This window comes from Luteibacter sp. dw_328, assembly GCF_018449605.1.
Taxonomy (GTDB): Bacteria; Pseudomonadota; Gammaproteobacteria; order Xanthomonadales; family Rhodanobacteraceae; genus Luteibacter.
This window is the reverse complement of record NZ_JAAVUW010000002.1, coordinates 557,715-579,569: the sequence shown is the minus strand read 5'-3', so window position 1 is coordinate 579,569 and position 21,855 is coordinate 557,715. Positions and strand designations below refer to the sequence as shown.

14 protein-coding genes are annotated in these 21,855 nt (G+C 65.0%); 7 read left to right on the top strand and 7 right to left on the bottom strand.

From position 1 onward, the window contains the following. Positions 1-27: 27 nt before the first annotated feature. The 3 genes from HB634_RS07305 to HB634_RS07295 form a co-directional block, all read right to left on the bottom strand. Positions 28-1,464: a catalase gene (locus HB634_RS07305; RefSeq protein WP_213948115.1), complete on the bottom strand. Its 1,437-nt coding sequence runs from the start codon at positions 1,462-1,464 to the stop codon at positions 28-30. A 945-nt stretch (positions 1,465-2,409) separates the two neighbouring features. Next, positions 2,410-2,622: a 4-oxalocrotonate tautomerase family protein gene (locus tag HB634_RS07300; protein WP_213948114.1), complete on the bottom strand. Its 213-nt coding sequence runs from the start codon at positions 2,620-2,622 to the stop codon at positions 2,410-2,412. Positions 2,623-2,630: 8 nt separating this feature from the next. Next, positions 2,631-3,365 carry an SDR family oxidoreductase gene (locus HB634_RS07295; protein WP_063573869.1) on the bottom strand — a complete coding sequence of 245 codons (735 nt, stop codon included), beginning with the start codon at positions 3,363-3,365 and terminating at the stop codon, positions 2,631-2,633. Positions 3,366-3,490: 125 nt separating this feature from the next. On the opposite strand from HB634_RS07295, the gene HB634_RS07290 reads away from it, so the two are divergent. Beyond that, entirely contained in the window at positions 3,491-4,417 is a 927-nt protein-coding gene (locus HB634_RS07290) for a LysR family transcriptional regulator (RefSeq protein WP_213948113.1), read from the top strand. A gap of 98 nt (positions 4,418-4,515) precedes the next feature. Here HB634_RS07290 and HB634_RS07285 read toward each other — a convergent pair whose 3' ends face one another. Further along, entirely contained in the window at positions 4,516-10,008 is a 5,493-nt protein-coding gene (locus HB634_RS07285; RefSeq protein ID WP_213948112.1) for an autotransporter outer membrane beta-barrel domain-containing protein, read from the bottom strand. A gap of 273 nt (positions 10,009-10,281) precedes the next feature. Here HB634_RS07285 and asd point away from each other — a divergent pair, with 273 nt between their 5' ends. Both asd and HB634_RS07275 read left to right on the top strand, forming a co-directional pair. Further along, the gene (gene asd / locus HB634_RS07280; RefSeq protein ID WP_213948111.1) at positions 10,282-11,136 is read left to right on the top strand and encodes an archaetidylserine decarboxylase; all 855 of its coding nucleotides are present in this window, start codon (positions 10,282-10,284) and stop codon (positions 11,134-11,136) included. A gap of 127 nt (positions 11,137-11,263) precedes the next feature. Next, positions 11,264-11,710: a hypothetical protein gene (locus HB634_RS07275; protein ID WP_063573830.1), complete on the top strand. Its 447-nt coding sequence runs from the start codon at positions 11,264-11,266 to the stop codon at positions 11,708-11,710. Positions 11,711-11,723: 13 nt separating this feature from the next. Here the strand turns inward: HB634_RS07275 and HB634_RS07270 are convergent, their stop codons facing one another. Further along, the gene (locus HB634_RS07270) at positions 11,724-13,265 is read right to left on the bottom strand and encodes a transglycosylase SLT domain-containing protein (protein ID WP_213948110.1); all 1,542 of its coding nucleotides are present in this window, start codon (positions 13,263-13,265) and stop codon (positions 11,724-11,726) included. A 133-nt stretch (positions 13,266-13,398) separates the two neighbouring features. Here HB634_RS07270 and HB634_RS07265 point away from each other — a divergent pair, with 133 nt between their 5' ends. Genes HB634_RS07265 through greB form a run of 3 tightly spaced genes read left to right on the top strand, consistent with a single transcriptional unit; the run spans position 13,399 to position 16,669 of the window. Continuing rightward, positions 13,399-14,907 (top strand): helicase HerA-like domain-containing protein, encoded by a 1,509-nt coding sequence (locus HB634_RS07265; RefSeq protein ID WP_213948109.1) that lies wholly within the window; start codon positions 13,399-13,401, stop codon positions 14,905-14,907. Between the two features lie 2 nt (positions 14,908-14,909). Further along, a complete protein-coding gene (locus HB634_RS07260) occupies positions 14,910-16,172 on the top strand; it encodes a hypothetical protein (RefSeq protein ID WP_213948108.1) in 1,263 nt (420 codons plus the stop codon). Next, on the top strand, positions 16,169-16,669 hold the full coding sequence (gene greB, locus HB634_RS07255; RefSeq protein ID WP_063574115.1) for a transcription elongation factor GreB: 501 nt from the start codon (positions 16,169-16,171) through the stop codon (positions 16,667-16,669). The genes HB634_RS07260 and greB overlap by 4 nt, the downstream gene beginning before the upstream one ends. A 133-nt stretch (positions 16,670-16,802) precedes the next feature. Here greB and HB634_RS07250 read toward each other — a convergent pair whose 3' ends face one another. Continuing rightward, positions 16,803-20,297 (bottom strand): transporter substrate-binding domain-containing protein, encoded by a 3,495-nt coding sequence (locus HB634_RS07250; protein WP_213948107.1) that lies wholly within the window; start codon positions 20,295-20,297, stop codon positions 16,803-16,805. Positions 20,298-20,436: 139 nt separating this feature from the next. Between HB634_RS07250 and HB634_RS07245 the strand changes: the two genes are divergently transcribed. Next, positions 20,437-21,072 carry a response regulator transcription factor gene (locus HB634_RS07245; RefSeq protein ID WP_213948106.1) on the top strand — a complete coding sequence of 212 codons (636 nt, stop codon included), beginning with the start codon at positions 20,437-20,439 and terminating at the stop codon, positions 21,070-21,072. 16 nt (positions 21,073-21,088) lie between these two features. On the opposite strand, the gene HB634_RS07240 is transcribed toward HB634_RS07245, so the two are convergent. Continuing rightward, entirely contained in the window at positions 21,089-21,838 is a 750-nt protein-coding gene (locus HB634_RS07240; protein ID WP_345777473.1) for a DUF3025 domain-containing protein, read from the bottom strand. Between the last annotated feature and the right edge of the window lie 17 nt (positions 21,839-21,855).

The window sequence follows — 21,855 nt, the reverse complement described above, 5'->3', positions numbered from 1 at the left end:
TCCGGCCCCTCTGTTGTTACCGTGCTATCAGCCGAGCTTCGCCACCGCGTCGGCGATGCCCTTGCCGTAGTCCGGGTGGCAGGCCGTGCAGTTGTCGATATGACGCTGGACCACCGGCTGCGAGGCACCCTTGATGGCGCGGGCCGTGTTATCGAACAGCGTCTGCTTCTGCGCCGGGCTCATCATTTCGAACAGCTTGCGCGGCTGCGAGAAGTAGTCGGTGTCTTCGCGATGATTCCAGCGCTTGGCCACCGTCTCGCCGATTTCCAACGGCGGCTCGGAGAAGTCCGGCTGGGCCTGCAAGGCGCCACGGCTGTTCGGCTCGTAGCTCGTCGAGCCACCCCCGTTCCCGTCGACGCGCATCGCGCCGTCACGGTGATACGAGTGGACCGGGCAACGCGGGGCATTCACCGGGATCTGCGCATAGTTCACGCCCAGACGGTAGCGCTGCGTGTCGCCGTAGGAGAACAGGCGCCCCTGGAGCATCTTGTCCGGCGAGAAGCCGATGCCCGGCACGATAACGGCGGGTGCGAACGCGGCCTGCTCGATATCCTGGAAGAAGTTCTCCGGATTGCGGTTCAGCTCGAAGAAGCCGACTTCGATCAGCGGGTAATCGCCATGCGGCCAGACCTTGGTCAGGTCGAACGGGTTGTACGGCGTATTGGCCGCCTCGGCCTCCGGCATGATCTGCACGTACAGCGTCCAGCGCGGGAATTCCTTGCGCTCGATGGCCTCGTACAGGTCGCGCTGGTTGCTCTCGCGGTCCTTGGCGACCACCTGCCCGGCTTCGTCGTCGGTGAGGTTCTGGATACCCTGCTGGGTCTTGAAGGTGAACTTCACCCAGAAACGCTCGTTGTTCGCATTGATGAAGCTATAGGTGTGGCTGCCGAAACCATGCATGTGGCGGAACGACTTCGGCACACCGCGCTCGCTCATCACGATGGTGACCTGGTGCAGGGCCTCGGGCAGCAGCGTCCAGTAATCCCAGTTGTTGTCGGCGCTACGCATGCCGGTGCGCGGGTCGCGCTTGATGGCATGGTTGAGGTCCGGGAACTTCAGCGGATCGCGGATGAAGAACACCGGGGTGTTGTTGCCGACCAGGTCCCAGTTGCCCTCTTCCGTGTAGAACTTCATGGCAAAGCCGCGGATGTCGCGCTCGGCGTCGGCCGCGCCACGCTCGCCGGCTACGGTCGAGAACCGCGCCATCATCTCGGTGGTCTTGCCCACTTCGGAGAAGATCTTCGCGCGGGTGTACTGAGTGATGTCGTGGGTCACCGTGAAGGTACCGAAAGCGCCGGCGCCCTTGGCGTGCATGCGGCGCTCGGGAATGACTTCACGATCGAAGTGGGCGAGCTTCTCGAGGAACCAGACGTCCTGCAGCAGGGCCGGGCCACGCGGGCCGGCGGTCATCGTGTTGTTGTCGTCGGCGACGGGGGCACCGAATACGGTGGTCAGCTTGCTCATGGGTCTTACCCTTGCTGGTGTTCGTGGGAGAGGCGTGCGGTGGGGGCCGCGACGTGGGTGCAACGTTAGGTCCCGTCGACTGATAAGGGAAATTCATATTTGTGACGGGGTCGATAGGGACTGACTATGGATCGGGCCAATGCCTTCTCTCCATAGGATCAACGACGTCCTATCACCAACGATTGAAAGATTCGCGTATTGCTGCGTCCGCTCGCGGGCGGCTCGGCTTGCGCCATCGCTCTTTACACTTGGGCGTCTCGCGGGGAGACCTTGGTCCCCATCCTCGCTGCTCAGACACGTCCTCCGCGTTCGAAAAGGAAGGCCGCTCACGCGGCCCATGTATCTAACTGGCCTACGGCCGCTCCACTTGTGCGGAACTCGCCTCGAGGGTGGACACCAAGGTCTCTCACGACGATACGGTCAGCGGGAAGGAGAGCCGTTGGCGTGGGTGTGGCCGCCCAAGCGGGCCGTTACGGCGGTCGTGCTGGCATGTCATTTCCGGCTCCTCGGTGAGCCTTCGTAGCCACCGCGCTGCCTCGCGCGGACGATCGCAACCGGCGCGACGCGGTTGACCGCTTAACGATGGCGACGCGCCAGCAGCCGAAGCGGCGTTGCTTCGTCGGCTCGACCCGCACGAACCTCAAGGATGGGAAGAGCCTTCGGTGCCCACCCTCGAGGCGAGTTCCGCACAAGTGGAGCGGCCGTAGGCCAAATAAGTACACGGCCGCGCAGCGGCCTTTCCGCTACGAAACGCGGAGGACGTGTCTGAGCAGCGAGGGTGGGCACCGAAGGCTCTGCGCCTAACCCCTTCACGCAATCGGCGGCGCGCGAGCCGCTAAAAACACGCACTCGCAACGCGAGCGAACCGACCCCTTCGGCGCCCTGGCATTCCGCGAAGGACCAAAAAAGCCGCTGAGTTTCGTCAGCGGCTTTGGATGTCGGTAATCAGAGCGGGCCGGGATTCGGTGGCCGCAACTTCGACGTGGGCAATCCCTTGTAGCCCCAATCCTCCATCGGCACCTCGTCGATGACCACGAAGGTCACCTCCGGTGGTTTGCCAAGGACGCGCTCGAGAGTCTCGGTGATCTCGGCGATGACCTGGGCTTTCTGCTCAGGCGTATTGCCTTCTTTGGTGATACGAACGTTGACGTAGGGCATGTTGGCGATTACCAGCGACCGGCGGTGCCGCCGCCGTCGACCGGCAGGACCACGCCATTGATGAAGGAAGCCTGCGCGAGGTAAACCACGGCCTCGGCGATTTCTTCCGGCGTACCCAGGCGACCGGCAGGATTCAGGCCACTGAGGAAGTCGTGTGTCTCGGGTGAGTGCATCGGGGTGTCGATGACGCCCGGCGCCACGGCATTGACGCGCACGTTATGGCGCGAAAGCTCGATCGAAAGTCCACGTGTCACGGCGTTCAACCCACCCTTGGTCAACACAGCCATCGTGCCCGGGACATTACGATCCGGCTGCATGCCTACCGATGCCGTCACGTTGACGATGCTGCCCTGGTTGCGAGAGACCATGTGGCGAGCGACGACCTGGGTGGGATAGATGAAGCCACGCAGGTTGGTGTCGATCACCGAGTCGATTTCCGCCGCGGTGAAGTCGATGAAATCCCGCGCGACGAAAATGCCAGCGTTGTTCACCAGCACATCGACCTGGCCAAAGGCTTCCAGCGCGTGATCGAGCAGGCGCTCGGCGGTTTCCGGCAGGCTGATGTCACCCGCCACGCCGAGGAACCGGTCCGGGTTGCCGAGTTCAGCCGCTGCCGTGTCGAGGCGCTCCTGGGTGCGGGCGTTACCGACGACGTTGTAACCGAGGTCAAGGAAAGCCTTGGCGATGGCGAATCCAAGGCCACTGGAGGCACCGGTGACGATGGCTGTCTTGTTCGTGCTCATGAGGATTGAACTCCTGATTGTGTGTTCCGGGGCCAGGCGGCGCCGGGCTGGAACACAATCTATTGCTACGGCAGACAGGGATAAATAAGATCCGGGACACAAGACTCATTACACGGTGTAACGTCATGCAGAGGCAGTTCGACGACCTGATGCTGGGCAGCATCGAACTGTTCTGCCTGGCCGGCGAGCTTGGGGGCTTTACCGCCGCCGCCACGGCGGCCGGGGTCACACCGGCGGCGGTGAGCCGCTCGGTGGCCCGCCTGGAGGCACGACTCGGCGTTCGCCTGTTCGTCCGCACGACCCGAAACATCCGCCTGACCGAGGCGGGACGCGTTTACCTCGACCAAAGCCGCCAGGCACTCGCCCAGTTCGCCGAAGCCGAGCAGATGGCGACGGGCCAGCAGGGGCGCGCCGCCGGTCGCCTGCGTATCAGCGTACCCACGACCTACGCGCACTACCGCTTACTCCCGCTCTTGCCCGCGTTTCACCGCGAGCACCCGGATGTCCTGCTCGACCTGCACATCAGCAATCGCAACATCGCCTTTGCCGACGATGCGTTCGACCTCGCCATTCGTGTGCGAGCGCAGGCGGACTCCACCATGATCGTGCGCCACCTCGAAGACGCGGCGCTTGTAGTAATCGCCTCTCCGGCTTATCTCGAACGCAGGCCGCCCCCTCGAACACTCGCCGAGCTGGCGACGCTGGAATGCATCCAGTTCGACCTGCCCAGCAGCGGGCGGCGGATTCCGTGGTTGTTTCGGGAATCCGGTGACGATGTGGAGTTCGAAGCCGAGAGCGCATTCACCGTGGGCGAGGATGTGCTGGGCGGGGTGACGCTTGCCCGCGCGGGAGCGGGTGTGTTTCAGACGTACCGTTTCATCGTCGAGCGTGACCTGGCTGAGGGCACGCTCGTTGAATTGCTGCCACAACTTGGCGGGCGGTCACGTCCATTCAATCTTCTTTACCCGCACAGCCGGTTTGTTCCGTTGCGGGTGCGGGCGTTTATCGATTTTCTTACGGAGCGCGTCGCAGACGGGGCCCGCCTTATGTAGGAGCCGATTCATCGGCGAATGGGTGCTAGCCGAGAACCTGCCCCCGCTGCCGCGGGATCGCCGATGAATCGGCTCCTACAAGGGCAAGAGCATCGCCGTCAGAAATCCCAGCGTGCTCCCAGATTCAGACCCCAACCGCGTGTCCCAGCATCGCCGAGGTTCTTCTGCCAGTCCGCCTCGCCGTAGACGGACAACCGATTTGCCCAACCCACGGTGCCGCCGAAACCGATCTCACCCATGCGCCCGAAGCTGCCGCCGGTGAACTCCTGGGTCAGATCGAGCCCTTCCGCGCCGACGTCCACCTTCGCGTTGCCGCCCCAGCCGCGGATGTAATTCACCCGCACGTACGGCGTCGCCTTGCGCCCGGTGTCGCTGACCCAGGTGCGGTCGAAGCGCAGCCCTGCCCGGCCGATGGTTTGCTCGAACGTCTGGAAGTGCGTGGTCACCCCATCGCGATCGACCTGGTCGTGCAGGCTGATGTTCTGGCGTGACAACTGCAACTGCGGCTCGAGTTCCCATCCGTCGTCGAAGCGCCACGGATACCCCGTCTCCACCGAGCCCGTCCACCCGGACGCACGCAAACGCGCTTCGCTCTTCGCGCGCGCCGTGTCGACATCGCCCTGTTGCCGGTCACCCGAAGCCACGACGTCGACATAGAAGCCGTTCGCGCGCTGCCAGGTGACGAACATGGCGACGGAGTTACCGTAGAACTTCGCGTGACTGTGGCCATCCACGGCCTTCGGGTCGAGCGTCGTCGTGCCATGGGTGTACGCGACACCGGCGCGCAATGCCGAGCTGTCCGTATCCAGGGCGAAGATGTTCGTGCCGACCTGTACGGCGCGCGTATCCACGTCGGCGTCGTAGCCGAATTCCTTGAAGGAGCGATCGGTGGAATACGTGTAGTCGCCACCGATGAAACGCACGAAAGCTTCTCCGCCCAGCCCTTCACCCTTACCATCCATATCTCGGATCTCGCCGAGGCGACGGTGCAGGTTATCGACGTTCTGATAGCTGTACATCGCAAGTGCCGAGGGCGAAACGATATAGGCCGGCACCTGCGGAACGACTGCCCGGCGGGCATTCGCCGACGGTAACGATGCCACTGTGGGCACGGTGGGAAGCGTCCCGGGTGGCGATCCGGCGGGAGGCGGTGTGGTCCCTGGCGGAGACGGGGGCGCCACGTAAGGCGCACCCGCAGGGGGTGTGGGAGCCGGTGTGATCGTCGTGGGCGCGGGACACGGGCCGTCGCAGACCAGTATGTTGGCGAGACGGTAGTCCCAGAAGTTGTTGCCTGAGGTGGCACCGGTGACGACGCGCTGCGACGCATCGCTACTGCCGGGCGCGAAGGCATACAGTCCGTACTGCCACGGCCCTACGGCGAGATATCCGCCGTTGAGGCGGAACGCCCCGCCTGTCGAAGCACCCGCCACCTGCACGACCGAAATACCTTCGTTCGCGCTGACATAGCCGTTCGCATCGAGATCGGTCAGCGCACCCGTACTGGTCGTGGCAGGCGTGATATTGAGGAGCGTCTCGCCACTGGCGTCACCCCGCACGAGCAGGCGGTCGGTCGACTGGTTGCCGAGCGCCCCGCCCTCGTTGAGGTCGGTCACCAGGTTGATGCGACCACCACTGGCGCTGTACGAACCGTCGATGTCCAGGGTATTCCCTGGCGAACCCGCTCCGTTGGTGAGATCGATGGTGCCCGCGTTGCTCACGTTGGCCGAACCAGGCGCAGCACCAAAAATCACCGGATGCACGTTGTCTCCGGCAAACAGCGTGGACGTCGGATCGATGATTACGTCGCTGTTGGCAAGGTGCACGTTATCGGTCAGGGTGAACGCCGCACCATTGGCAAAGGTGATCGTGTTCCAGCCGCTGCCGAGGTTGATGCCTTTGCCGAGGGTGTCCGTGGCGAAGGAGCCACCTCGCGCCTGCGTGCCGTCAAAAGTGAGCGTGTTGCCGCCACCCGTTCCGGCCAGCAGGTGATACGTGCTGGACGTGTCGACGTTGCCGATGGTCGCTACATTGTTTGGGCCGTCGCCCATCGTGATACCCCCGTTGAGGGTGCCACCGCTCCAGGTGACGTTATCGCTCCCACCGGCGGTGGCGACATCGCCCTGGATCGATCCCGCGGTAATGTTGACCGTATCGTCACCCGCGCTACCGAGGACGGCCACAGCCGCCGGCGACACGGCCGTGATTGCCCCGCTGTTGCTGAAACTCGTACCCGTACCGTTGGACAGGTCCACCACCGGCGCCGTCGTACTTACCGAATTCAGGGTGCCGCTGTTGGTCACCGACGAGGCCGTGCCTGCGAGAAGCGCGGGGCCACCCGCCGCATTGAGGATGTTCACGGTCGCTGCGCTGGCGACTGCACCGTTGGTCAATGCCTGGATGCCCGTCGCGCCGGCACCGTTACCGTTGATGACGAAGCCCGGGCCGGTAACGAGATTGGTACTCGCCGCACTGCCATCTGCACGACGGAACGCGTAACCGACGCCCGCCCCGTCCACCTGGACCGTCGCCGTCGAGGCCGGATCGATCGATGTGGCGGTACGCAGGCCAGCGCCATTGACGACGTGCAAGGTCGCACCACTGAGCGTAATGGCCCCGATCTCGGCCGCGTTCTCGATAGCGTTGCCGGTTCCCAGCGTGGTGATCGTCGTGCCGGAAGCCGTCAACGACGTCGCACCCGCGTCGAGCAGTACACCATGGGCTGACCCGTTGGTGACGATCGCCGAATCGCCGCTGCCAAGTGCGAGGCCCGCGCCGCTGATCAACTGCACGCCGGCAAGGCCGTCGTCCACCATGATGGACCCGGCCGGATTCAGGCGCTGCGTGCCCGCTCCCTCCACGCGCACGCCGGTTCCGCTCAAAACGTGGATCGTGCCGTTGTTCGCGAACGTGCCACCCGAGCGCAGGATGGCTCCCGTCGCCGCCGGGCCGCTCAGATTGACGGCCGCGCTATTGGTCGCCGCCGCATTGGTTTCCACGATGAAGCCCGTGGCGTTCGCGCCGGTAAAGTTCACCACGCCGGCATTCGACAACGATGCACCGTTCCGGGCGATGTACCCGGTCACGCCGCTCTGCGGAGAGGTCAGGCTAGCCATGCTCTTGAGTGACGTACTGCGCACCACCGAGCCACTGTTCGCGCCGGTAAGGTCATGCTTCTGGCCATCCGCGACGCCGGCGATGGCACCCACGCCGGTCAGCGACATGGTCGTCGCCGCGTCGATCGTCGCGGCCGAACCGCCTTCGGCCACGACGCCCTGCGCAGCGGCGCCCGACACGGTGATGTTCGCGTTGCGGGTGTTCAGCACTGACCCTGTTCCGCTACCGAGAATGCCGGTGGACTGCGCCCCCGACGCGCTCATGGTCAGGCCGGTACCGTCGAAGTCTGCGCCGCTGTCGAGGCGAAACAGCGTGGACTGTGCAGTCGACACATCGAGGTTGGAACCACCGTTGACGTTGATATGCGCGTCGTTTCCGAACGCAAAGAAACCGATCTGCTTTGTGCCGCTGGAAAAGGCCGGTGCAGCACCGGCGGCTACGGTGACCGTCGCACGACCGCGTGCATGAATGCCGATGGCACCGTCGCCCAGCAGGTTCACGGGCCCTAGTACATTCGCGCGTGCCGTCCCCGTACCCTGCCCCTCCGCCCAGACACCGAAGTTGCGTGTCCCGCTGGACGGATCGCCCCCGCCGCTGACGTTGATGGTCCCCGTCGAGCTGACCGTGGAAGCGGCGGCGGTGGTTGAAAGCGCCTTGATACCGACGCCATTCACACCGTTGACGTTAACGGTGCCGCTGTTCACCACCGTGCCGCTGACACCACCGTTCTGCACGAGGATGCCATCGTTTTCGCGGGGAACGGCGGCCGCACGACCGTTCACGTTGATCGTGCCGGAACTAGTGACGTTTGCCGTAGGCGATGTCACCAGGATGCCTGCCGCATTTTGCGTGAGGCTGCCGATGGTGATGTTGCCCTGGTTGTTCACCGTGCCACCCACGGCGACATTGATGCCGGTGGTGACCGCTTGCTGGTTGATCGCGACATCAGCAGGTGCCACCGCCGGATCCTGTTGCGGGCCCCGTCCTATGTAGATCGTGCCGCCGGCCGTGTTGATGAAGTTCGCGGTCGCATCGTTGAGGTAGATGCCGTCCATCGAGCCGTTGGAGCGCGAGCCCGTGACCCCGACGTTGACGATGCCGCTATTGGTGGCGCTTGCGCCGGCACCGACGCGAATGCCCGTCGACTTGCCTGCGCCGTTGGAGTTTCCCGTCGCGAGGTTGATGATCCCGTTGTTGGCGAACGTACTGTTCGACTGCACATCGACCACGTTGGAACCAAACTCGCCGTTGGTCACCGCGCCCGCCGCCGTGCGGAAGAAGTTCCCGTTGATCACACCGCTGTTTGTCCCCGAGCTACCGGTGGTGAGGATGACGGCCGAGCCGTCGCCCGTCGTATGCGTCGTGGCCAGCGTGCCCTGGATGGTCACCGTGGCACCGCTTTCACCGCGCACCGCGCCATTGTTTGCGTTCACCACTTCAAGCGTGGCGCCCGGTGCAATCGTTCCGTGTGCATTCGCTCCCACCAGGTGCATCACGATGCGATTGCCGATGGGTTGGGCGACTTCGTCGGGCGGGCTATCAGCGCTCTGTCCGTAGGTAATCTGTTCCGTCGTGGACGTATAGCCGCGGGAGAACAGCGTGTTGTACTGCGCTGGATCGAGGTTGCCGGCCTGCAGCTGGGCGATCAGGAAGTTGTTGTAGGTCCGCAAATCGGCGTCGTTGTTCACCGTGTGCGACGAGGTCACCCCGTCACTGGTGGTGACGTTGAACGTCCCGCCGTAGTGGGCGACGAAGGACACGCCGAATGTATTGGGAACCGTTGGGTTGGCTACCGCGCCGGTGAAGGTGATCCGGTTATTCGAGGTCCAGTCGATGTTGCTGGCGGCCGTGCCGGTGCCGTCGGCATAGAACAGCGACGATTGCTTGGCCGCCATCGTCCAGCCGTTCGTGGCGGCCGTGCTCGCAGCGCCGGCGGTGCCGATGTTGACGGTCAACGTCCCGCCCGCCGCAGTGACCGTGCCGACACGTGCGTTGATGTACTGCTGGTTGTTCACGTTGACGACATCGGGGACCGTCGTATTGAGGTCCACGGGCGCCGTCGGATTGAGGTTGGCCGTGGCATACGTCGACACCACCCGCCGTCCACCCGTGATCGGATCGGGCACGCTCACGCCGAAGTTCTGGCTTCCGGGATTGAGGCGCGCGGCGCCGATCCATTGCGTACCGGAAATCAGCCGGCCCAGGGAATCGAGGGCACCGAGCGTCGTGTTGCGCGTGCCGGAGTCGCCGGCAGCAAAGAGCTGCGGGCCGGATAGCGTGACCGTTCCGCCGCCGGGAACGACGGTCTGACCCACGAGGTTGTCATTGACCGTCGGGTCGTAACCAGGGAGCGTCACGGTTTGCGCTTGAGCTCGCCAGGGAATCGAGGCCAGGGCAGCCATCACGGCAAGAAACAAAACATCGTGCCTGCGGATCGCCGACCGCGGGCGACCGAACGTCGCGTGCTGCTTTTTCATCGTCGCGTACCCCGTTCCACCGCGTCCCGGTGGTGTGGTGCACGTCCTGACATCCCTGATCGCCAGCAAGGCGGAAGTCCCCCTTCCCTCCGCTCCGGCCGTGGTCACCATCGACCCACGCGCGAAGCGGCGATTCGCACGTTATCGTTGCGAATCGCCCCGTGGGCCCTTGATAAGCGCGCGCCCATGAAGGAAACGTGGATGCAGGGATCACAAAACGTGAACGGAAGTAACGGGCTGAACGTCGCCGCGTCCTCCCCTATACTCCCGCCGATGAAGCCAACCGTCCTGCTGCAGTACATCCTCCCGCACCGCTTCCTGTCGCGCATCGTTTATTGGGCGACCCGGTGGGAGTGGGCCCCATGGAAGAATTTCCTGATCGGGGAGATCGTGCAGCGGTACGACGTGGATATGAGCCAGGCCGCCCAGCCGGACCCGCTCAGCTATGCGCATTTCAATGCGTTTTTCACCCGCAAGTTGAAGCCCGGGGCCCGCAGCGCCGATCCGGACCCGCAGACGATCCTCTGCCCTGCCGACGGTCGGATCAGCCAGTCGGGACGCATTCGCGACGGCCGGATCTTCCAGGCCAAGGGTCAGGACTACACGGCTGCCGAGCTCCTCGGCGACGAAGCCGCGGCCGCACCGTTCCGCAACGGCAGCTTCGCCACGATCTACCTGTCGCCCCGCGACTACCACCGGGTGCACATGCCGCTGACAGGCGAGCTCACCGGGACCACCCACGTGCCGGGGCGCATCTTCAGCGTAGCTCCGTTTGCCGTCGCCGACATCCCGCGCCTGTTCGCCCGCAATGAGCGTCTGGTCTGCCGGTTCCAGGGCGAGCACGGTCCCTTCGTCTCGGTCATGGTCGGTGCCATCCTGGTATCCAGCGTGGCGACGGTCTGGGACGGCATGGCCATCCCGCCTTACGCCTCGGACATCATCCGGGTGGACTGCGCCGGCCGCGATATCCGCCTCGAGAGATTTGCCGAAATGGCCCGGTTCAACATGGGTTCCACGGTTATCCTGCTGCTGCCGGAGGGTTACGAGCTTGATGCCCTCCAGCCACAACAGCAGGTTGTCGTCGGACAACGCATCGGTCGCTGGGTGGGTGCCCCGTCACAGACATGACGGCAGGCGTCACTTTGTGACGAAAACGTCTTACATTTGACGTATGGGCAGCGTATGCTTCGGGCTTCTGGTGCCCCTCGGGGGAAGGGCCTGGACCGAAGAAGCATCCGTCTAGGGGAAGTCGTCCATGCGTCTCGTCAGCCATCTCATTGCCGTCAATCGCGAAATTCGCCTCCGCAGGCAGCTCGCGGATATCGAACGCGTGGTCCTGGCCCTGCCAGTCCGCACGCATGCCGACCTGCAACAGCTGGTCCGGCGCGAAATGGAGCAGGCAGCCGCCTGTGACTTCCCCCATCTGTACGGCACACCGCCGGAAGAACGCTACAGCACCTACGGGCACGGTCCGGACATCGGCCTGGGCAAAGCCCGGTCGGAAAACCCGCTGATTGCCACCCGTGGCGTGGCCCTGTGGATCGCCTCGGTCTATCACGAGACGCTCGATGCCCGTCGGCCGAACATGGAAGACCTGCATCGGCAGATCCTCCGCCTGATGCGTCAGATCAAGGAGCTCTCGGCTCCCGGCCGCAGCGGCGATGCCAGCGACCGTTGGATGGAACCTCACGCCGTAGCGTGAGGCGCCTGCCGCATCAGCGGCAGACCGGTACGCGGATCGACTGACCCACCCTCAATGCGTGGCCTTTGAGGCCATTGATCTTCGCGATGTCGTCGACATCCGCGCAGCTGCTCTTGCGCGCGATACTGACCAGTGTGTCCCCACGACGAACCGTGTAGCTCTTCGACGAGCTCCCCGAGGACTTCGACGACGACGATGACGAGCCCGGCGACGAGCTGCTGGCCAGTGCCGCCGAGGTAGCCGCGGGCGGAGGCGGCGCGATGATCTTTACCGCGTTATGCAGGTCGCTGGCGAGGATCGGCCACGGACCGTCGGCGCAACTGGACGCGTAAGCCTTCTCGAGCTGCTTGGGCACTTCCAGCCGCGCACCTACCGGCTGGCTGACCTGCGGATCGAGGCGCGGATTGAGGTTGCGCAGCGTGCGGAACCAGCCCTGCTGCATGTCCTCGGCCGAACCCAGGCAAACCGTGAGTTCGGACAGCGAGGCCGGGCGTTTGAGTACGATCTGCCCGCCTTCGCCATCGATCTTCGGCCACTTCAGGTGGTAGCTGTCCGGGTGCAGGAACAGCCAGGCGGCGGCGAGCACCATCGGCACGTAGTCGCGCGTCTCGGCCGACATCTGGCCGTAGATCTGCGGGTCGTAGAAGCTGGCTCCCGGGCTGCCGGCGGCGATGCGGCGCATGCGCCCTTCCCCGCCGTTATAGGCCGCCAGGGTCATCTCGAGATTGTTGTTGAACGCGCCGAGCTGCTCGTCGATGTATTCGGCGTTGGCCTGTGCGGCCATGGTCGGATCGAAGCGCTGGTCGAAGCCGTCCGCATTGGACAGGCCGAAGCGCAGGCCGGTCGCATACATGAACTGCAGCGGGCCGGACGCGCCGGAACGCGACACGGCGTGTACCTTGCCACCGGATTCCTTGGCCATGATGCCGAACAGCAGGGCCTCGGGCAGGTCGGCCTTTTTATAGGCCGGCCACATCTTGTAGCGCATCATCTGGTAATTGACGTAGGCGTCCATGAGGTTCGGGCGCAGCTGGGTCAGCCACATCTCGAGTGCGGCTTTGACCGGGCCGTTCATCACCATCATGTCGGAGAACTGCTGGCCGCGAAGCATGGTCACGCTGCGCTGTGCCTGCGGCAGCGTACCCACCGCGACGGTACCGGAGGTATCGCCCGGCTGGGCCCCGACCTCGGCACCCTGCTCGGTGTCGTCGGCGTCCTCACCCTCGATGAAGCTGCCGTCCTTCAGGCGCAGCAGGCGATCGAAAACGGCGGCGAAGCGCTGCGGGTCGCAACCCGGGGTCAGGCCACAACGGGCCGAGGCGTCCTTGAGCTGGTCGAGGGCCTGCTTGCGCGTCTGTGCCGCCTGGGGTGTATCGCCGCGGCGCGCCTGGTCGATCGAGGACTCGTAGCCCTTGCTTGCCTGGTTCATCCGGTCGTACAACGCATTGACCTCGGGCGTTGCGGCCTTGCCCGGACGCGGAGCGCCACCGGAAGCGCAACCGGCGAGGATCGCCAGTGGCAGGAATAGAAGGGGGCGCGGGACGCGAACAGACATGCGGGACTCGGGGTAAGACAATGGCGGTCACGTTACCCCTGGTGCCTCTGCGACTCAAGCGTCGCGATGAGGAAATCTCCGTAACGGCGCACTGTTGCGTAAACTTGTTCAGGACATCCTTAAGGACGAAGCCATGCCAAACATCCTGATCGGCCGCAATGACGAGGCCGCCGTGGAACTGGATTCCCGCTACGGCAACCGGCACGGCATGATCGCCGGCGCCACCGGTACGGGTAAGTCCGTGTCGCTGATGTTGCTGGCGGAAGGCTTCTCCCGACTCGGTGTGCCCTGCTTCCTGGCCGACGCCAAGGGCGATCTGGCCGGCCTGTCGCAGGCGGCCGGCGCCCCGTCCGACAAACTCACCGCCCGCCTCGCGAAGCTGGGCCTCACCGACTGGAAGCCCCAGGCCAATCCGGTGGTGTTCTGGGACATCTACGGCAAGCTTGGCCATCCGGTGCGCGCCACCGTCTCGGAGATGGGCCCGACCCTGCTCTCGCGCATCCTCGAACTGAACGACACCCAGGAAGGCGTGCTCGAGGTGGTCTTCCGCGTCGCCGACGACGAAGGCCTGCTGCTGCTCGACCTGGCCGACCTGCGGTCCATCCTCGGCTTCGCCGCCGACCACGCGAAGGACATCTCCTCGCGATATGGCCTGATCAGTGCGCAGAGCGTCGCCGCGATCCAGCGCTCCCTGCTCAGGCTGGAGCAGGACGGTGCGGACTCATTCTTCGGCGAGCCGGCGCTGGAACTGGCCGACCTGATGCGCCAGGACATGAGTGGCCGCGGCGTCATCAGCGTGCTGGCGGCCGAAGCGCTCATCATGAAGCCGCGCCTGTACTCCACCTTCCTGCTCTGGCTGCTTTCGGAGCTGTTCGAACAGTTGCCCGAAGTGGGCGACCTGGATGTCCCGAAGATGGTCTTCTTCTTCGACGAGGCGCATCTGCTTTTCGACGATGCGCCTCCCGCACTTCGCCAGCGCGTGGAACAGGTCGTGCGGCTCATCCGTTCGAAGGGCGTGGGCGTGTATTTCTGCTCGCAGAATCCGGACGACGTCCCGGGCGACATCCTCGGCCAGCTCGGCAATCGCGTGCAGCACGCCCTTCGCGCCTTCACGCCGCGCGACCAGAAGGCGGTGAAGGCCGCTGCGGAAACGTTCGCGCGTAACCCGAAGCTCGACGTGGTCGAAACCATCGGCACGCTCGGCACGGGCGAAGCCCTCGCCTCGACGCTTGGCGAAGGCGGCGTGCCATCGCCGGTGCAGAAAGTGCTCGTGGCAACGCCCGTCTGCCGCATCGGTGCGATCACGGCCGAGGAACGCACGGCCGTGCGTTCGCGCTCGCCCGTGGGCGGCAAATACGATACGACGGTGAATCGCGAATCCGCCGAGGAAATGCTGGCGGCACGTGCCTCGCAGAAGAGTGCGCCGGATGTGCCTGCGGCCCGATCCACGGCAGGCAAAAGCGACGAAGCAGCCTCCGGCGCGGGGTGGAGCAGCGCCGTACGGGACGCCGTATTCGGGACCAGCCGTCGCCAGGGCATGATCGAAACCATGGCCAAGTCCGTGGTGCGCACGGCCGGCTCGCGCGCCGGGCAGCAGATCGTACGCGGCATCCTCGGCAGCATTTTCGGCGGAAAGCGCTGACCATGCCGCGACACGCACTTGCCGATGCCAGCACGCCCTTCGCGCAACGGATCCTCCTCGGCGTGCGTTACCCGTTCCGGGGTGCCGCACCGGTCACAATCCTCGCCGTCGCGGCATTCGAGCTGCTGACGTTTTTCCCGATCACGTTCCTGCGCCTGATCGTCATGTTTTTCGGCTGGGTCGCGACCTATACCTATGCCATCGAGTGCCTGCGGCATACCGCCGATGGCTTCGCCGATCCACCGGAAGTGGCACTCAACACGGACGACCGCACCAGCATCGCCCTTATCGTCATCCAGCTCACGGGCAATGCCCTCGCTGTGCTCGCGACCCTTTATTTCGGCGCCCCGGGGCTACTGGTCTTGCCGGTGTTTGCCTTCGTCTTGCCGATCATGACGATGTCGCTGACCTTTGACGGCGTCGAGGCGGCGCTGAATCCGTTGACCTGGATCAAGGTGGTCGGACGCCTTGGAAGCGACTACCTGCTGTTGTTCGTGGTCGTCACAGCGGCCACGCTGCTCCAGGCCGGCGCCTTGTATGCCCTGGCCGAGCACGGTCCCGCGTTCCTGGGTACGGCCGTGTTCTACGTCATCGCCAATTACCTCACCATCTACACCTTTCACCTCATGGGTGCGCTTATCCACCATCGCCACGAAACGCTGGGTTACCAGCCCGAATCCGAGGTGATCGCCGATGCCGCGAATCCGGACGATGACGTGGCATTGCTTGGGCACGTAAACCTGATCGCCCGCGACGATATCCCCGGCGCCACCGATATCCTCACCGAGCGGCTGCGCGAGGGCATCGCGCCCGTGGCGATGCACACGCGTTATCGCGAACTGCTGCGCGTGCAGGGTCGCCTTCCCGAGCTGCTCGTGCATGGCCAGATATGGATCGCCGCACTCGTCCAGGCGCGGGAAGAGCGTCGCGCGCTCGGCGTGGTCCAGGACTGCATCGACGTCGATCCTGTCTTTCTTCCCGATGCCACGCTTACCTGCGGACCTCTTGCGGACACGGCGGCCCACGGCGGGATGACCCGCCTCGCCCTCCACCTCGCGCTTGGCTACCTGCGTAGCTGGCCCGGCGACATGGGCGCACCCCACTACGGCCTGCTCGCCCTGCGCATGCACGAACGCCAGCGTGAGCCCGCCGAAGCGGCCGCACTGGGACGACAACTGCTGGCCGCGTATCCCGATCATCCGCTCCGTGTCGACATCGAGGCGTTGCTCGATACCCTCGGCACGATGCGCAAGGTGTCGACATGAGTCGCTGGCGTCCACCTGCGCCCTCGTCGACGGCGATCATCACGCGTGACGGCTTCGAGCGCTTGAAGAGTGAGCTCGACCATCTCTGGCACACCGTGCGACCCGAGGTCGTCAAGGCGCTGGCCGCAGCGGCGGCGGAAGGCGACCGCTCCGAAAACGCGGAATATACCTATCGAAAGAAGCAGCTCGGCGAGATCGATCGCCGTGCGCGCTACCTGAGCAAACGTATTCCGGTACTGCAGGTGGTCGAGGCTGTCGCCTCGCAGCGGGACGCTGTCTTCTTCGGCGCGACGATGGACATCGAGAACGTCGAGACCGGTGAGACGGTGCGCTACCGCATCGTGGGACCGGACGAGACGGATGCCCGGAAGGGATGGATCAGCATCGATTCGCCGATGGCGCGCGCGGTGTTGAAGAAGCGCGTCGACGATGAGTTCGACGCCGATCTGCCGGGTGGGCGTACGCGGTTCGCGGTGTTGGCCGTCGAGTACACCTGACGGCCAGTGCGGCCGCTGCCGCGGCCATCGCCGATGAATCGGCTCCTACCCAGCAGGGTTCGGTGACCTGCAGGGTTCGGTGACCTGCAGGGTGCGATGACCTGCCTGGTAGGAGCCGATTCATCGGCGAAGGCTACGAAGCAATACCCAACCGGCTGGCCACGAGCTCCAGTCCATCGGTGAACCCCCCTACTTCCCGCGCGAACACCCCCACCTCATCGCGATCGACATCGCCCCCTTCCCGCAGCGCCAGTTCCATCCGCTCGCCGTCCACGGCAACCTTCGACGGCCCGAACACATTCACCCCGCCAAGCACATGATGAATCCACCCCGCGACTTCATCGCGGTCGGCGCGTTCGATCACATCCGGCAGGCGGTCCAAGGCCTCCCGCGTCGCGTCCACGCCGGCGCGAATGACGCTGGCAACGTTCTCGTCCGAACCGAACGCACGTCGCAGACGCGCCATGTCGATCACCGGCTCGGCCAACGCGCCCTCTTCCAGCCAACGCGCCACGACGTCGTGGAACGCTTCCAGCCGGATCGGCTTCCGCAACAGATCATCCATGCCAGCCGCCAGGCAAAGCTCGCGCTGGTCGGCACGCGCGTCCGCCGTCATGGCGACGATAGCGAGACGACGCCCGGTACCGGCTTCGCGGCGACGTACTTCACGCGCCACCGCATAACCATCCATACGCGGCATGTGGCAATCCACGAGAAGAAGGTCATAGGACTGCGCTTCCATCGCCTCGATCGCCGCTACGCCATCCTCGACCACGTCACACGTATAGCCGCGCATGCCCAGTTGCACGCGCACAAGGGCCTGGTTCACCGGATGATCTTCGGCCAGAAGAATGCGCGCGCCGGCACGGAGCGCTCGCGTCGGCAAGGGCAGGTCGGCGCGCATGTCGGCCGTGGGTAACGGTAGCTCCGCGATGGGAAGATCCAGCGTCACGGTCACCGTCGTGCCCTGCCCCGGCTCGCTGTCGATGGCGATGTGACCGCCCATGCGTTCGATCAGGCGCCGCGAGATACTCAGACCCAGGCCCGTGCCGCCAAACCGACGTGTAGTCGACGACTCAGCCTGGCTGAAAGGCGCGAACACATGGCGCAGCTTGGCGGCATGAATGCCAATACCGGTATCGGTAACGATGAAACGCAGGCGTTGGCTCGAGGCGAGTGCTTCATCGACCCGCACTTCCACGTCGACGCTGCCCGAACCCGTAAACTTGATGGCGTTACCGATGAGGTTGAGTAACACCTGACGCAGCCGCCCATCATCCACCAGAACACCGGCCGCAAGCGCCTCGTCGAAGCGGGTCTGCAACGTCAGCCCCTTCGCTTCCGCCTGCGCCGCGAGGATCGCCACCGCCCCTTCGACGATGCTGCGAGGATCGGATGGCCGCGGCTCGAAGGTGAGATGCCCCGCCTCGATCTTGGAGAAATCGAGCACATCGTCGAGGATGTGCAGCAAGGCCTCCGCCGAGTGCTCGATGGTGGAAACCATCTTGCGCTGCTCCGTATCCAGCCGCGTGCGTTCGAGCACGTCGAGCAAGCCGATCACGCCGTTCATCGGCGTACGGATTTCGTGACTGATCGTGGCGAGAAAGTCGCTCTTCGCACGCGTCGCGGCTTCGGCCTCGTCGCGTGCGTGCGCGAGGCCCCGGGCTGCCTGCTCTTGCGCCGTGACGTCCACCCAGTAGCCGTTCCAGCGCACCGTACCGTCGGCAGCGGCCAGTGGCACGGCATCCGAACTGAGATAGCGCACACGGCCGCCGATCTGCGCGCGCACCGTCACGTGCAACGGTGCGAGCTCACGTGCCGAGCGCTCGAAGGCCGCGCGCAGCGCTTCCCGATCCTCGGGCGGGATGGGCGCCAGCATGGCCTCACCACCGCCGAGCACTTCGGCAGGTTCCATACCTAGCACACGCTGCGGATCGCCGCCGACGTAAGTCATCGCATAGCTGCCATCCGTACCACGCAGGGCTTCATAGACCACGGCCGGCACATGGGCGGTGACTTCGGCCAGACGCCGTTCCGTGCGCTCGCGACGGCGCGTCTCCCGACGCAGGTTCAGGTAGGCGTAACTGATCGCAATGAGCGAGAACAGCAGGACCGCGACGAAAGGCAGCACGCGCCCGGCCACCTCCCGCCACGTCGGACCGACCACGTAATGCGACGCGAACCAGGTATTGCGAATCTCCTGCTGGCGATGCGTCGGCAGGTTCACCAGTACGCGGTTCACCAGCGGGAGCAACGGTGCCAGTTCGCGACGGACGCCGATCGCGATGGCTTCCGACTCGCCCGTGGGGGCAGCGACTTTCAGCTGACCAAGGAAGTTCTCGCGGATCAGGTAGTCGACCGAGGCGAGGTTGCCGACGAAGGCGTCGCCTTCGCCGGCCGCAAGCCGGCGCAAGCCTTCGGCTTCGGTGTCCACCGGAATGGCCTGGACGCCCGGAATCCGTCCCAGCAGGCGCCGGATCGGCTCGCGCGTCATGTTGGCGATCACGCGCTTGCCCGCGAGGTCGTCACGGCCGGCAATCGTCGGCGCGCCTTCGCGGGTGACGATCATGATCGGGAAGTCGAGGTAGGGAACGCTGGCTTCGAGGATGGGAAACGTCGCGCTTTGCGGATTGATCGCGGCGACGAGATCGACTTCGCCCTTCTTCACCCGGTCGACCGTACCGGCCCAGTTTTCGCTGGGCACCTGGGTGATCCGGATGCCCAACTCCGCGGCGATCTCACGTACGTAGTCGAGGGAAAGACCTTCGGCCTCACCTTGTCCGGTGATCAGGCTGAAAGGCGCGTAGCTCGGGTCGACACCCAACCGCAGCGGTGGCAACGCCGCCAGCCAGGCCTTCTCGCGCTCGCTTAGCGGGATGCCGTCCTGGCGAGGCCGGGGAGCAATATCGCGACCGACCCAGCGCGCACGCAGGCGGCCATGGTCGGCTGCGGTGAGTTCACCAAGGGCATGGTCGATGGCGTCCCCCAGGGGCGCGCGATCGGCAGGCACAGCGAACGCGAGCGCACTGATCGGGAGCGCCAGTGGCCCTCCAACACGCAGTTCGTTCTCGAGCCCCAGCCGGGCGACGAACTCGCGTGCCGAGTAGGGGTTATCGATATAGGCGGCGACGGCGCCGGAACGCACCAGCGCAAGTGCCTCCGCGGTTGTGCCGGTCTCCACCAGCGTCGTCTCAGGCAGCTCGCGACGCAATGCGCCGATATCGAAATAGCCGGTATGTACCGCAAGGCGCTTGCCGCTCAGTTCGCCCGGGCGATGAATGATCGGCACGTCGATCCGCTCGACCAGCGCCGGCAGCGACTCGAAATACGTGGCACCCACGCGGATGCCGGGCATGCCTTTTTCCAGCGGCGTCACGGAGGTAGCGACATCGATGTCGCCGCGGGCCAGCGCCTTGAGCAACTCTGGCCACGTAGCGTAGGTGCGGGTCTGCAGGGTCACCCCGAGCTCCCCCGCGATCTCGTGCAGATAGTCCGGGCCCAACCCCTCCAGCTCACCCTCGCGCAGTTCTTCGAACGGCGGATAGCCCTCGCGATAGGCGCCCACCGTGAGCACCGGATGGTGGCGTAGCCATTCGCGGTCTTCAGGCGGCAGCGGCGTATCGGGCATGGCCGAGACCGGGCCCGCGAGCACAACCAGTATTAACAGGAGGATTCGTCGAATCACGTCACAGGCTTCGTCAGGGGAACTTCATAGGCATAATCAGCTCTATACGCCGCGTTGACACGCCAACAGGAGAACACAAGGCATGCCACTCAAGGTCATTCTGGCAGACGATCACCCCCTGGTTCTGGTTGGGGGAAGGCTTGCGCTGGAGAATGCGCACATCGAGGTCGTCGGTGCGGCCAAGGCAGCGGACGAGCTTTTGAGCATGCTCGCAGAGCACGAATGCGATGTCGTCATTACGGATTTTCTCATGCCGAGCGATCGGCAGGACGATGGATTCCCCCTGCTCGAGACGATCACGAAGAAATTTCCGCACGTCGCCCTGGTCGTCCTGACGATGATCAATCGCCCCGCCGCGCTGCAGTCCATGCTCAGCCGCGGCGCACGCGGCATCATCGACAAGCGGGCGCCGATGGATGAGCTGGCGACCGCCGCGCGTGCCGTGCACGACGGCGAAACCTACCTCAGCGAAACCTTGCTCGACATCCTCAACGAGGCCGACGAAACGTCCGTGGCGATGCCCGGCACGCCCTTGTCGCCACGCGAGGTGGACGTCATCCGCATGTTCGTCCAGGGCATGTCGCTACAGCAGATCGCCGACCAGGAAGGCAAGTCGGTGAAAACCATCAGCCGGCAGAAACGTGACGCCATGCGCAAGCTCGGCGTGGATCACGACAGCCTGCTGGGCGAGTATGTCCGCGACCATGGCCTGATCTAGGCCCGCCGATCCAGACCTACCGGTTTACCAACGGCGCAGGATACGTCCTGCCTGCGCGCAAGGGCTGAAAACACGGCGCCGTCGTGTAGAACGACTCCACGGCGGTGCCCACATGCCAGCCTGGCACGCCCGATACGGGTAACGGGCGCAGCTCCTGTGGATCGTTGAGCACCTTGCCGGCAGCAATCGCACGGGCGCAGACCGCCTTGGCGTCGCCCTCGCCCATTACCACCAGTGCCTTGCCGACGAGCAGCTTGTCCGGCGTCAGCGCATGTTCGAGCAGCGCATGGCCGAATATCTCCACGCGGGCCCGGCCGTCGAGCCACGCCTCCCGGTGCGTCCATAGCAGGGTGTGCCAGTCATGCACATCCCACGCAGCGAGCATGGCCGGATCCTGCAACGTCACCACCATCCCGGCCTCGTCGAAGTGCGTCAGCGCGCACTGCGCGCGCGAGCGCTGCCGTGCGCCCATCACCGCGATCTCGGCGATCTGCCGCGCATTCAGTGCACGCTTGAGCGCGCCATGGCGAAGCCAGACGAAGGCGTTGAACAGGTCGTGCCAGTTTTCGGGGCGGGTGGCGATGGCGCCGTGGCGCGCGATGCGCTCTTCGTAATGAAGGCCATCCGCGAGGAGCGCGGGGTCCTGCGTCACGAAACGCACGCCCGATGTCTCCGGCAGTAAGGCATTCAGCGCGTCGATCGTGGGCCACGCGAGCCCATCGATCAACGCGGTGAAGTCGTTCCACTGCGATAGTGGCGGCGACACGAGCACGCTTCGCTCTA

Coding starts and splice junctions, on each gene's coding strand:
- greB (WP_063574115.1), top strand. CDS start 16,169: ATGAGTCGCTGGCGTCCACCTGCGCCCTCGTCGACGGCGATCATCACG.
- HB634_RS07250 (WP_213948107.1), bottom strand. CDS start 20,297: ATGCCCGATACGCCGCTGCCGCCTGAAGACCGCGAATGGCTACGCCAC.
- HB634_RS07270 (WP_213948110.1), bottom strand. CDS start 13,265: ATGTCTGTTCGCGTCCCGCGCCCCCTTCTATTCCTGCCACTGGCGATC.
- HB634_RS07300 (WP_213948114.1), bottom strand. CDS start 2,622: ATGCCCTACGTCAACGTTCGTATCACCAAAGAAGGCAATACGCCTGAG.
- HB634_RS07265 (WP_213948109.1), top strand. CDS start 13,399: ATGCCAAACATCCTGATCGGCCGCAATGACGAGGCCGCCGTGGAACTG.
- HB634_RS07290 (WP_213948113.1), top strand. CDS start 3,491: ATGCAGAGGCAGTTCGACGACCTGATGCTGGGCAGCATCGAACTGTTC.
- HB634_RS07285 (WP_213948112.1), bottom strand. CDS start 10,008: ATGAAAAAGCAGCACGCGACGTTCGGTCGCCCGCGGTCGGCGATCCGC.
- HB634_RS07295 (WP_063573869.1), bottom strand. CDS start 3,365: ATGAGCACGAACAAGACAGCCATCGTCACCGGTGCCTCCAGTGGCCTT.
- HB634_RS07305 (WP_213948115.1), bottom strand. CDS start 1,464: ATGAGCAAGCTGACCACCGTATTCGGTGCCCCCGTCGCCGACGACAAC.
- asd (WP_213948111.1), top strand. CDS start 10,282: ATGAAGCCAACCGTCCTGCTGCAGTACATCCTCCCGCACCGCTTCCTG.
- HB634_RS07260 (WP_213948108.1), top strand. CDS start 14,910: ATGCCGCGACACGCACTTGCCGATGCCAGCACGCCCTTCGCGCAACGG.
- HB634_RS07275 (WP_063573830.1), top strand. CDS start 11,264: ATGCGTCTCGTCAGCCATCTCATTGCCGTCAATCGCGAAATTCGCCTC.
- HB634_RS07245 (WP_213948106.1), top strand. CDS start 20,437: ATGCCACTCAAGGTCATTCTGGCAGACGATCACCCCCTGGTTCTGGTT.